At 67.5% G+C, this 12,568-nt stretch carries 9 protein-coding genes and 1 tRNA gene; all 10 read right to left on the bottom strand.

Annotated features, from left to right (window positions below):
- Window positions 1–87: 87 nt before the first annotated feature.
- Entirely contained in the window at window positions 88–459 is a 372-nt protein-coding gene (gene rbfA / locus JMO03_RS00385) for a 30S ribosome-binding factor RbfA (protein ID WP_202839093.1), read from the bottom strand.
- A 125-nt stretch (window positions 460–584) separates the two neighbouring features.
- Window positions 585–3,191, bottom strand: a complete 2,607-nt coding sequence (gene infB, locus JMO03_RS00380) for a translation initiation factor IF-2 (RefSeq protein WP_202839092.1) — start codon at window positions 3,189–3,191, stop codon at window positions 585–587.
- A gap of 95 nt (window positions 3,192–3,286) precedes the next feature.
- A complete protein-coding gene (nusA, locus tag JMO03_RS00375) occupies window positions 3,287–4,798 on the bottom strand; it encodes a transcription termination factor NusA (protein WP_202839091.1) in 1,512 nt (503 codons plus the stop codon).
- Between the two features lie 109 nt (window positions 4,799–4,907).
- Window positions 4,908–5,486: a ribosome maturation factor RimP gene (rimP, locus tag JMO03_RS00370; RefSeq protein ID WP_202839089.1), complete on the bottom strand. Its 579-nt coding sequence runs from the start codon at window positions 5,484–5,486 to the stop codon at window positions 4,908–4,910.
- Between the two features lie 178 nt (window positions 5,487–5,664).
- Window positions 5,665–5,741, bottom strand: a tRNA-Met gene (locus JMO03_RS00365).
- 204 nt (window positions 5,742–5,945) lie between these two features.
- Window positions 5,946–7,403, bottom strand: a complete 1,458-nt coding sequence (gene nuoN / locus JMO03_RS00360; protein WP_202839177.1) for an NADH-quinone oxidoreductase subunit NuoN — start codon at window positions 7,401–7,403, stop codon at window positions 5,946–5,948.
- Between the two features lie 178 nt (window positions 7,404–7,581).
- Window positions 7,582–9,096, bottom strand: coding sequence for an NADH-quinone oxidoreductase subunit M (locus JMO03_RS00355; RefSeq protein WP_202839087.1), 1,515 nt, complete (start codon window positions 9,094–9,096; stop codon window positions 7,582–7,584).
- Between the two features lie 4 nt (window positions 9,097–9,100).
- Window positions 9,101–11,215: an NADH-quinone oxidoreductase subunit L gene (gene nuoL / locus JMO03_RS00350; RefSeq protein ID WP_202839176.1), complete on the bottom strand. Its 2,115-nt coding sequence runs from the start codon at window positions 11,213–11,215 to the stop codon at window positions 9,101–9,103.
- A 377-nt stretch (window positions 11,216–11,592) separates the two neighbouring features.
- Window positions 11,593–11,919, bottom strand: coding sequence for an NADH-quinone oxidoreductase subunit NuoK (gene nuoK / locus JMO03_RS00345; RefSeq protein WP_202839085.1), 327 nt, complete (start codon window positions 11,917–11,919; stop codon window positions 11,593–11,595).
- Window positions 11,916–12,563 carry an NADH-quinone oxidoreductase subunit J gene (locus tag JMO03_RS00340; protein ID WP_202839083.1) on the bottom strand — a complete coding sequence of 216 codons (648 nt, stop codon included), beginning with the start codon at window positions 12,561–12,563 and terminating at the stop codon, window positions 11,916–11,918. The genes nuoK and JMO03_RS00340 overlap by 4 nt, the downstream gene beginning before the upstream one ends.
- Window positions 12,564–12,568 lie beyond the last annotated feature (5 nt).

The raw sequence follows: 12,568 nt of genomic DNA, 5'->3' as shown, positions 1-12,568 counted from the left end.
CAGCGGCCGCACGGAACAGCAGGCGGTGGGGACGAATCGCGGACGGTGCGGCCACGCCACTGGAGGCGGCGTGCCATGGACAGCGCCCTACGGCGAAGGTTCGCCCTCGCCCACATCGGGCAGGTCGCGGAGCAGGTTGTCGATGCGCTCGCCCCGATCGACCGAATCGTCGTAGTGGAAATGCAGCTCCGGCACGTGCCGGAGCTTGACCGCGCGCGCGAGCCGGTAGCGGATTTCGGGCGCCGCCGCGCGCAGGCCCTTCATGGCCTCGTCCGCTCGCTCGGCCTGCAACGCAGTCACGAACACCTTGGCGTGCGCCATGTCGCGAGTCACCTCGACATCCGACACGCTCACCGACGGCAGCCCGTGCTCGGCGACCGCGGCGCGCACCAGCGTGCCCAGCTCACGGCGGAGCTGTGCGGCGACACGGTCGGTGCGATGGAAGGATTTCGTGGGCACGTGAACTCGTGAATTAGTGATTAGTGATTGGTGATTCGAAGAAGCGGCAGCCGCCGGATCGTGATCGTGACCCGCCTTTACGAATCACGAATCACGAATCCACGAATCACGCGCGCCAGCGCGCGCTACAGCGTCCGCTGCACCTCGATGCGCTCGAAGCATTCGATCTGGTCGCCCGGCTGCACGTCGTTGTAGGCCTTCACGGCGATGCCGCATTCGGTGCCGTTGCGCACCTCGTCGACGTTCTCCTTGAAGCGGCGCAACGACTCCAGCTCGCCCTCGAACACCACCGTGTTGTCGCGCAGCACACGGATCGGCTTGGAGCGCTTGACCACGCCCTCGATCACCATGCTGCCGGCCACCGCGCCGAACTTCGAGCTGCGGAACACGTCGCGGACCTCGGCGATGCCGATGATCTCCTCGCGGATCTCCACGCCCAGCAGGCCGGACGCCACCTGCTTCACCTGGTCGATCACGTCGTAGATGATCGAGAAGTAGCGCAGGTCCAGGCCGCTGTTCTCGATCACCCTGCGCGCCGAAGCGTCGGCGCGGACGTTGAAGCCGATGATCGTGGCCTTGGCGGTGGCCGCGGCATTGGCGTCGGACTCGGTGATGCCGCCCACGCCCGAGACGATGACGTTGATGCGGATCTGCTCGTTCGACAGCGCGGTGAGCGCCTGGCGCAACGCCTCGACCGAACCCTGCACATCGGCCTTGATGACCAGGTTGAGCTGCTGCTGCGCCTCGCCCTGGCCCATCTGGGCCATGATGTCCTCCATGCGGTTGCCGGCCGCCTGCACCAGCCGCATCTCGCGACGCTTGGCCTCGCGCTGTTGCGCGACTTCCTTGGCCAGGCGCTCGTCCTCGACCACGACGAAATCGTCGCCGGCGTCGGGCACCCCAGACAGGCCCAGTACCTGCACCGGAATCGAGGGGCCGGCCGCGGGGACCTGCGAGCCGGTTTCGTCGAACAGCGCGCGCACGCGGCCGTACTGCACGCCGCAGACCAGGTAATCGCCCTTCTCCAGCAGGCCCTGCTGCACCAGCACGGTCGCGACCGGACCGCGGCCCTTGTCGAGCGAGGACTCGATCACCGTACCCGTGGCGCGACCCGTGGCCACCGCCCTGAGTTCCAGCACCTCGGCCTGCAGCGAGATCGCGTCGAGCAGTTCGTCCACGCCCTGCCCGGTCTTGGCCGACAGTTCTACCATCTGGGTGTCGCCGCCGAACGACTCGGCGACGATGTCGTGCGCGAGCAGCTCGTTCTTGATCCGCTCCGGATCGGCTCCGGACTTGTCGACCTTGTTGATCGCCACGATCAGCGGCACCTTGGCCGCCTTCGCGTGCTGGATCGCCTCGATCGTCTGCGGCATCACGCCGTCGTCGGCCGCCACCACCAGGATCACGATGTCGGTCAGCTTCGCCCCGCGCGCGCGCATCGAGGTGAACGCGGCGTGGCCCGGAGTGTCGAGGAAGCTGATGACGCCCTTGTCGGTCTCGACGTGGTAGGCGCCGATGTGCTGGGTGATGCCACCCGCCTCGCCCGAGGCCACCTTGGTGCGGCGGATGTAGTCCAGCAGCGAGGTCTTGCCGTGGTCGACATGGCCCATGATCGTGACCACCGGCGGACGCGCGACCCGGTCGCCCTGCACCTGTTCGGCATGCGCCAGCAGTTCCGACTCGGCATCGTCGCTCTCGGCGGCGACGGCCTTGTGGCCGAGCTCCTCGACCACCAGCACCGCAGTGTCGTGGTCGATGCTCTGGGTGATCGTCGCCATGACGCCCATCTTGAACAGCGCCTTGACCACGTCGCCGCCCTTGAGCGCGAGCTTCTGCGCCAGGTCGGCGACGGTGATCGCCTCGCCGATCGCGACTTCGCGCACCACCGGCGCGGTCGGGCGCTCGAAGCCGTGCGGACCGGCGCCGCTGCGCGACTGCTCGACATGGCGACGCGACTTGGGCTTGCCGCGCGTGCTGCTGCGACGCGCGCGCTCGGAGGCGCTCAGGTGCAGCTGGCCGGCGAAGCGCGCGGTGCTCTCGTCGTCCTCGACGCCGGCGACCATCACGTGCGAGCCGCGGTTGCCCTTGTGCTTGGGGCCGGTGCCGCGCTCCTCGCTGCGCGGCGGCGCGGGCTTGGGATGCCCATGCCCGTGGCCGACCGGCTTGCGGGCCGCGGCGTCTTCGCCCGGCGGCGGCACCACGGCCGCGAGCTCGGCTTCCTGACGCAGGCGCTCGGCCTCGGCGTCCGCCTGGCGTTTGCGCTCGGCGGCCTCGTCGGCGCGACGCTTGTCTTCCTCGGCCAGGCGCTGCTGCTCGGAGAGGTTGCGCTGGCGCGATTCCTCGAGCTTGCGCAGGATCTCGGCCTGCTCGTCGTCCACCGGCGCAGCGGCCGATCCGGCGCTCTCCGTAGCCTCGCTCGGCTTGACCAGCGTGACCTTCTTGCGCACCACCACGTCGACCGTGGCGCGGTTCTTGCCGCCACCGACGGTGATCTCCTGCTTGCGCGTGCGGTTGAGCGTGATCTTCTTCGGCGCGACCGCATCCTCGGCCGGCTTGTCGGCCTTGCCGTGGGTGCGGCGCAGGAAGCCCAGCAGCTTGACCTTCTCGGTGCTGGTGACGACCTGGTCGGGGTCGCTGAACGCCATGCCCGCTTCGGACAACTGCTCGAGCAGCTTCTCCACCGGGGTGTTGACCAGGGCGGCAAGCTTGCGGATGGTGGTTTGTTGCGACATTCGGATCCTATGCTCTGTTTGGCGCCCCCCCGCCAGAAGCAAGGGAAACGCGGATTCTACGCCCTGGGCGGTGCAGGGCGGCGTTCATCGCCTGGTCATTCGCCGCGCTCCAGGCGTGCGATCTCTTCGGCGCGGGCGGCGAGGATCAGCGCGGCGGCGCGCGCTTCGTCGAGCCCGTCGATGCCGAACTCGACCACTTCGTCCGCGCCCAGGTCGGACAGGTCCTCGCTGGTGCGCACCCCGTGCGAGGCCAGCGCGTAGGCGGTCTCGTCGTCCATGCCCTCGAGCGCCAGCAGATCCTCGCTCGGGGCGTTCTCGTCGAGTTCCTCCTCGACCGCGAGCGCGTCGTTGAGCAGCGCGTCGCGGGCGCGGGCGCGCAGTTCCTCGACGATGTCCTCGTCGAAGCCCTCGACCGCCAACAGTTCGCCGACCGGCACGTAGGCGATTTCCTCGACCGTGTTGAAACCTTCCGCGACCAGGATGCCGGCGATTTCCTCGTCGACTTCCAGCTTCTCCTGGAACAGCGCACGCGCGGCGGCCTGTTCGGCCTCCGACTTCGCAGCCACCTGGTCCTGGGTCATCACGTTCAGCTGCCAGCCCGACAGGCGGCTGGCCAGGCGCACGTTCTGCCCGCCCTTGCCGATCGCCTGGGCCAGCTTGTCCTCGGCCACGGCCAGGTCCATCGAGTGCTTGTCCTCGTCGACCACGATCGACTGCACCTCGGCCGGCGCCATCGCGTTGATCACGAACTGCGCCGGGTTGTCCGACCACAGCACGATGTCGACGCGTTCGCCGTTGAGCTCGTTCGATACCGCCTGAACGCGCGAACCGCGCATGCCGATGCAGGCGCCGATCGGATCGGTGCGGGTGTCGTAGGCGATGACGGCGATCTTGGCCCGATCGCCCGGATCGCGCGCGCAGGCCTTGATCTCGACCAGGCCCTGGCCGACTTCCGGCACCTCGAGCTTGAACAGTTCCATCATGAATTCGGGCGCGGCGCGGCTGATGAACAGCTGCGGGCCGCGCGGCTCGCTGCGCACGTCGTACAGGTAACCGCGGATGCGGTCGCCGGCGCGCACGATGTCGCGCGGGATCGCCTTGTCCTTGGGAATGAAGGCCTCGGCGTTGCCGCCGAGGTCGACGTAGACGTTGCCGCGCTCCACGCGCTTGACCACGCCCGTCACCAGTTCACCGATGCGGTCCTTCCAGGCGTCGACCACCTGCTGGCGCTCGGCCTCGCGCACGCGCTGCACGATCACCTGCTTGGCGGCCTGCGCGGCGATGCGGCCGAAGTCGACGTTCTCGATCTGCTCCTCGATGTAGTCGCCGACCTCCACGCCCTCGACCTCGTCGACCGCGTCCATCAGCCGGATCTGGCGGTCGGGCGATTCCATGACCACGTCGTCGGCGACCACTTCCCAGCGGCGGAAGGTCTCGTAGCTGCCGTCCTTCGCGTCGATCGCGACCCGTGTCAGCACGTCCTCTTCGGCGTAGCGCTTCTTCGCCGCCGTGGCCAGCGCGGCCTCGATCGCTTCGAGGATCACAGACTCCGGCACGCCCTTCTCGTTGGCGACCGCGTCCACCACCAGCAACAACTCTTTGCTCATCTCTGTCAGACCTCAGGAAAACCGGCTCGATTCGTCATCCACGCCAGGCCAACCGCCCGGCTCCACTACGCCCCGTCCGCACGCGACCGGCGAACGTGGCACCTGAAACTCACCCCGCTTTCGGCGGCCGTTTTCCCGCCGCCGACTTGCGACCCGGCTTGCCCGGTCGCGCGTCGCCACCAGCGCCGTCGCGGGCGGGCGCGAGCCCGAGCGCGGCCCAGTCCGGTACCAGACGCGCCTTGTCGATGTTGTCGAAGGCCACCGTCAGCAGCTGGCCATCGACATCGAACGCGATCGACCCGCCTTCCACCGAGACGATCGTGCCGGTCAACCGCCGGCGCCCGTCCTGCGGCAGCTTCAACCCGACCTTCGCGCGTTCGCCGACGAAGCGCGCGAACTGCGCCGGCGCGAACAGCGGCCGGTCGACGCCCGGCGAGGACACCTCCAGCGTGTAGTTGCCGGAGATCGGATCCTCGACGTCGAGTTGCGCCGATATCTCGCGGCTCACCGCCTCGCAGTCCTCGATCGTCACGTGCCGCGTTTCGGACTCCGGCTCCGGCACGTCGAGGTACACACGCACCACCGAACCGCCCGGCGCAGGCAGGTATTCGATGCCCAGCAGTTGCAGGCCCAGCGATTCCACCGTGGGCGCGAGCAGTGCCGAGAGCTGTGTCGCCTTTTCCGTCACGTCCTCGTCCGTACCGCGTCATGCAATCTTCGAAAACGACAAGGGGCCCAATGGGCCCCTTGTCCTGAATGTCCGGCCGCGTGGCCGGATTTCGGCATCGAGGCGGCAGTTGCCTCGATGAAGCCCGGTTTCCCGGCGTCCGAGGAAGGCTTCAGCGCCTTCCACGACCCGGCGAAACTGGTAGCGGGGGCAGGATTTGAACCTGCGACCTTCGGGTTATGAGCCCGACGAGCTGCCAGACTGCTCCACCCCGCAGCAGACGCGGAATTATGGGGATGTGCGGATTTTTTTACAACCCCGGGCGCTCGCCCGCGCTGAACGCCGGGCCGACGCCCTTCCGACCCGTTGGCCGGTCCAACCCTGTAGGAGCGCCTTCAGGCGCGACCGTTCTCTGGATGACCCCCGATTCGGAACGAAAAGCATCGCGCCCGGAGGCGCACCCGCACCCGCTCCGTTCGGTCAGGCGAACGCCTGCTGGCACCAGGCCATGATCGGGCTCCAGAACAGCCCCAGGCCCAGCAGGCCGAGCGCGTTCACCGCGAAGACGACCTGCAGCGCGCCGCCGCGCACCGTGATCGGTTCGCCCGCGGGCTGGTCGAAGTACATCACCTTGATCACGCGCAGGTAGTAGAACGCGCCGATCACCGCGAACACGATGCCGACGATCGCCAGCCACAGCAGGTCTCCCTCCAGCGCCGCGCGCAGCACCGCCAGCTTGGCCCAGAAGCCCAGCAGCGGCGGCACCCCGGCCAGCGACGCCATCACCAGCAGCACCAGGCCCGCCATCCACGGACTGCGGGAGCCCAGCCCGCGGAAGTCGTCGATCCGGTCGGCCTCGAAACCGCGGCGCGAAAGCATGACGATGGCGCCGAACGCCGCGGCCGACATGATCGCGTAGCTGATCGCATAGAACATCGCCGCCGCGTAGCCACCGCTGCCACCGGCGGCGAGGCCGAGGAACAGGAAGCCCACGTGCGAGATGGTGGAGTACGCGAGCATGCGCTTGAGGTTGGTCTGCGCGATCGCGAACACGTTGCCGACGGCCAGCGACAGCGCCGCGAGTGCCGCAAGCAGCAACTGGGTCTGCTCGTGGAGCGGACCCAGCCCGCCGTCGAGCAGGCGCCAGGTCATGCCGAAGGCCGCGAGCTTCGGCGCCGAGCCGATGAACAGCGTGATCGGAGTCGGCGCGCCGTGGTAGGTGTCGGGCAGCCACATGTGGAACGGTGCCGCGCCGAACTTGAAGGCGATGCCGACCAGCACGAACACGGCACCGGTCAGCAGCAGGGTCCGGTCTTCGCCGGAAACGCCGTAGGCCGCGTCGCGGATCGCGACCAGGTCGAGCGTGCCGGTCGCGCCGTACACCAGGGTCATGCCGTACAGCAGCAGACCCGAGGCCAGCGAGCCGAGCACGAAGTACTTCATCGCCGCTTCCGACGCCAGCGGACTGTCGCGATCGGTGGCGACCAGCGCATACGAACACAGCGCCAGCAGTTCCAGCCCGACGTAGACCATGGTCAGGTTCCCCGCCGACACCAGCAGCATCATGCCGACCACGGCGAACAGCACCAGCACCGCGACCTCGCCCTTGTACAGTCCGCGCTCGCGCAGGAAGGGCCAGATGTAGGCCAGCGCTCCGGCGCTGACCAGGAGCGTGACCAGCTTGAGGACATCGGCGCCCTCGTCGCGCACGAACATGCCGGTCAGCGTGGTGCCCTGCCCGCCGATGTCGAACCAGACCATCGCCGCAGCGACCAGCAGGGTCGCGATCGCCAGCGCGTGCGTGACCACCCGGCGGCGGTCGTCGAGGAACAGGTCGAGCATCAGCAACGCGAACGCACCGAATACCACGACCAGCTCGGGCGCCAACGGCGCGAGCTCGGCGAAGGAGCGGACGGGAGGCGGCGTCATGGCGGTCATCATCACTTCAAACATCCCTCGGCAATCCCGCGGACCGCCCATGCTCGTAACACTGCACTTCCACGCCTGGCGCCGCATGCGATCGCCGCCGGCACCGTCCTGTCGCCGTGCGCCGCGATGCGCGCGTCCGCATGCACGCTTTCATGCGGCCCGCATCTCGCGGCCTGCCCATCCCTGCTCACAGCTTGCTCGCAGCGAGCTGGCCGGCCAGCTGCGCGATGGCCGGCTCCATCAGGTCGGTCAGCGGCTTGGGATACACGCCGATCAGCAGCGTGCCGGCAGCGAACACGCCGAGCACGATCCACTCGCGGTAGTTGATATCCTGCAGCTCGGCGACATGGGCGTTGGCCACCTCGCCGAACATGACCCGCTTGACCAGCCACAGCGTGTACGCAGCGCCGATGATCAGCGTCAGCGCCGCCGCGAAGGCGATCAGCGGATGGTGCTGGAAGCTGGCCAGGATCACCATGAACTCGCCGACGAAGCCGGACGTGCCCGGCAGGCCGGCGTTGGCCATCGCGAACAGCACCATGAAGAAGGTGAACCACGGCATCACGTTGGCGACGCCGCCGTAGTCGCGGATCTGCCGCGTGTGCATGCGGTCGTAGAGCACGCCCACGCAGGAGAACATCGCGCCGGAGATGAAGCCGTGCGAGATCATCTGCACCATCGCGCCCTGCAGGCCGAGCCGTGCCGCATCCTCGCCGCCGGGAACGTCCCGCATCAACGCGAAGGCGATGAACGTGCCCAGCGTGACGAAGCCCATGTGCGACACGGACGAGTAAGCGATCAGCTTCTTCATGTCCTCCTGTGCCAGCGCGACCAGACCGACGTAGACAACTGCGATCAGCGACAGCGCGATCACCAGCCAGGCCCATTCGTGGCCTGCGTCCGGTGTGATCGGCAGGCTGAAGCGCAGGAAACCGTAGCCGCCGATCTTGAGCATGATCGCAGCCAGGATCACCGAGCCTCCGGTGGGCGCCTCCACGTGCGCGTCCGGCAACCACGTATGCACCGGGAACATCGGCACCTTGACCGCGAACGCCGCGAGGAAGGCGAAGAACAGCCACATCTGTTCGCTCACGCTCAACGGCAGCGCGTACAGGTCGGGAAGCTGCCAGCTGCCGGCCTTGAGGTACAGATACACCAGCCCGACCAGCATGAACACCGAGCCGAGGAAGGTGTAGAGAAAGAACTTGATCGACGCGTACACCCGGCGCGGGCCGCCCCAGACGCCGATGATGATGAACATCGGGATCAGCATGCCCTCGAAGAACACGTAGAACAGCAATGCGTCCACGGCCGAGAACACGCCGACCATCAGCCCTTCCAGGATCAGCATCGCCGCGTAGTACTGGTTCACGCGACGGTCGATCGCGGTCCAGGCGCCGACCAGCACCAGGCTCGTGGTCAGCGTGGTCAGGATGATGAGCGCGACCGAGATGCCGTCCACGCCGAGGTGGTACTGGATGTCGTAGGCCGGGATCCACGCCCGGCGCTCGACGAACTGCATGGCCGTGGCCGCATAGTCGAAGCCCGTGAACAACGGCAGGCTCAGCAGGAACACGAGCACGGCGATCGCCAGCGACACCCAGCGTGCGAGGTGCGCGCGTCTGTCGCCAAGGGCGAGAACGGCGGCGCCGCCGAGGATCGGCAACCAGATCAGGAGACTCAGGAGGGGCCAGTTCTGCACGGGATCAGGTCCAGAGGCGGATCAGGACGGCCAGCAGCACGATCAGGCCGACGATCATCGCGAACGCGTAGTGGTAGAGGTAACCGGTCTGCATGCGGCGGACGAGGCCGGCTGTGAAATCGACCAGCCGCGCGGCGCCGTTGACGAACAGCCCGTCGATCAGCCTGCCGTCGACCTCGCGAGAACCGCGGCCGAGCAGCAGCCCGCCGCCGGCGAAGCCCTTGATCCAGAGGTCGTCCATGCCGTACTTGTTCTCGAGCACGCGGATCGGCAGGCGCAGCACGTGCGCGACCTTCGCCGGCAGCTGCGGCTTCCACAGGTACATCAGCGTCGCGAGCAGGAATCCGGCCAGCACCAGCCAGAACGCCGGGGCGACGAATCCGTGCAGCGCGAACGCGACAGGGCCGTGCCAGAGCTCTTCCTTGAGCCGCGCCATGACATCGTTGCCCGACAGCACCTCGATCGCACCGGCGAAGAACGGGGCGGTCTCGCGATGACCGCTCCAGTCGGTGCCGAACAGCATCGGGCCGACGGTGAAGAAACCGACCGCGATCGACGGGATCGCCAGCAGGATCAGCGGCAGCGTCACCACCCAGGGCGACTCGTGCGGCTCGTGCGCGCCGTGATGCGGATCATCGGCATGGTGGCCGTGACCGTCCTCGTGCAGCGGCTCGTGGCGTGTTTCCTGCCCATGCTCGTCGTGCGTCGCGTGCGGATGCGAAGGCGTCGCGTGGCGGAAACGCTCCTCGCCGAAGTAGGTCAGGTACAGCAGGCGGAAGCTGTAGAACGAGGTCACGAATGCGCCCAGCAGCACCGCCCAGTAGGCGTAGGTCCCGATCCAGCCGCCACGCTCGACACCGAACTTCGCCGCCTCGATGATCGAGTCCTTCGAGTAGAAGCCGCTGAAGAACGGCGTGCCGACCAGGGCCAGGGTGCCGATCACGCTGGTCCAGAAGGTGATGGGCATGTACTTGCGCAGGCCACCCATCTTGCGCATGTCCTGCTCGTGGTGCATGCCGATGATCACGCTGCCGGCGGCCAGGAACAGCAACGCCTTGAAGAAGGCGTGCGTCATCAGGTGGTAGACGGCCGCGGAGTACGCGGACAAGCCCAGCGCCACCGTCATGTAGCCCAGCTGCGACAGGGTCGAATAGGCGACCACGCGCTTGATGTCGTTCTGCACCATGCCGATCAGGCCGGTGAAGAACGCAGTGGTGGCGCCGATGAACAGCACGAAGTTGAGTGCGGTCACGCTCAGCTCGAAGATCGGCGACATGCGCGCGACCATGAAGATGCCCGCGGTGACCATCGTCGCCGCATGGATCAGCGCCGAGATCGGGGTCGGGCCCTCCATGGAGTCGGGCAGCCAGACATGCAGCGGAACCTGCGCGGACTTGCCCATCGCCCCGATGAACAGGCAGATGCAGATCAGCGTGGCGACCGACCACTCGTGGCCGGCGAGGATCTCCACCGTGCGCCCGTCGAGCACGTCGCCGGCGTTGGCGAACACGGTGGCGTAGTCGAGCGTGCCGAACCAGTACAGCACCGCGGCGATGCCGAGCAGGAAGCCGAAGTCGCCCACGCGGTTGACCAGGAACGCCTTGAGGTTGGCGAACACCGCGCTCGGCCGCTTGAACCAGAAGCCGATCAGCAGGTAGGACACCAGGCCCACCGCTTCCCAGCCGAAGAACAGCTGGAGGAAGTTGTTGCCCATCACCAGCATCAGCATGGAGAAGGTGAACAGGCTGATGTAGCTGAAGAAACGCTGGTAGCCGGGATCCTCGGCCATGTAGCCGATGGTGTAGACGTGCACCAGCAGCGACACGAAGGTCACCACGACCATCATCATCGCGGTCAACTTGTCGATCATGAATCCGATATGCGCGGAGTAGTTGCCGACCTCGAAGAACGTGTAGACGTTCTCGTTGAACGGCGCCGCGCCCTGCCCGACCAGCTGGTACAGCACGTACGACGACAGCGCGCAGCTGAGCGCGACGCCGAGGATCGTGACCCAGTGCGCGCCCGCACGCCCGATCTGGCGGCCGAAGAACCCGGCCACGATCGCGCCCAGCAGTGGTGCCAGCACGATGATCAGCAGGTGGGTCGTCGATATCGCCATTTCTCGTCCAGTGTCCAGGTCGTACCAGCCTTCATTGTTGCCGTCCATGGCGATGCAGCATGGGCTCCGGAGAGCCCGGCCCGGCCACCCATGGCCGGGCGCTCGCCGCGGCGCGAGCCGGTGGCTCGTCCCCGCGCCTCGGTGTTTCCTTCGCCATCCATGGCGGTACCGCACGGGCTCCGGAGAAACCCGGCCCGGCCATCCTTGGCCGGGCGTTCGCCGCAGCGCGAGCCGGTGGCTCGCAAGCGCTGCGTTGCATCACGTTTGCACCGCAGCCATCCATGGCGGTACCGCGTTGGGCCCGGGGAGACCCTGCCCGGCCATCCATGGCCGGGCGTTCGCCGCAGCGCGAGCCGGTGGCTCGCAAGCGCTGCGGCTCACCCCTTCAGCGAATCGATTTCGGCGACGTTGATCGTGCGCCGGTTGCGGAACAGCGTGACCAGGATCGCCAGACCGATCGCGGCCTCGGCCGCGGCGACGGTCAGGATGAAGAACACGAAGATCTGCCCCGCCTCGTCGCCGAAATGGCGCGAGAACGCGATGAAGTTGATGTTGACCGCGAGCAGCATCAACTCGATCGACATCAGCAGGATGATGACGTTCTTGCGGTTGAGGAAGATGCCGGCGACGCTGATGCAGAACAGCGCGGCGCCCAGCGCGAGGTAGTGGCCCAGGGCCAGGCCCTGGCCGAAGAATTCGGTCATTTGGCTTCTCCCTCGCCCATAACGGCGTCCTGCGCGGAAGCATCGGGCCGCTTCTCGGCGGGCATGCTGACCATGCGGAAACGGTCCTTCGCCTGCACCCGCGACTGCTCGCCCGGGTTCTGGTGCTTGGTGCCCGGGCGACGGCGCAGGGTCAGGGTGACCGCGGCGATGACGGCCACGGTCAGGATCAGGGCGGCGACCTCGAACGGCAGCAGGAACTCGGTGAACAGGCGGCGCGCGATCCAGCTGACGTTGTTCACCCCCGCGGCATCGACCGGGTCGGCGCCGAACGGCGCAAACCGCCCCCTGACCCCGATCAGGGTGAGCATCTCGACCAGCATCACCACCGCCACCAGCAATCCCACCGGGAGGTAGCGCACGTACCCCTCGCGCAACGGCACGACGTCGATGTCGAGCATCATCACCACGAACAGGAACAGCACCATCACCGCGCCGACATAGACCAGGATCAGCGCCACCCCCAGGAATTCGGCCCCGGCGAGGATCCAGGTGCAGGCCACGGTGAAGAAGGTCAGCACCAGGAACAGCGCGGCATGCACCGGGTTCCTGACGCTGATCACCGCACCGGCCGAGGCGACGGCCACGGCGGCGAAGGCGAGGAAGGCGAGAAGGGCGAAATCCATGGTCG

Origin of the sequence: Luteimonas saliphila (genome assembly GCF_016774335.1) — a bacterium.
Classification (GTDB): Bacteria; Pseudomonadota; Gammaproteobacteria; order Xanthomonadales; family Xanthomonadaceae; genus Luteimonas; species Luteimonas saliphila.
This window is presented reverse-complemented; position numbering and strand designations above follow the sequence as displayed.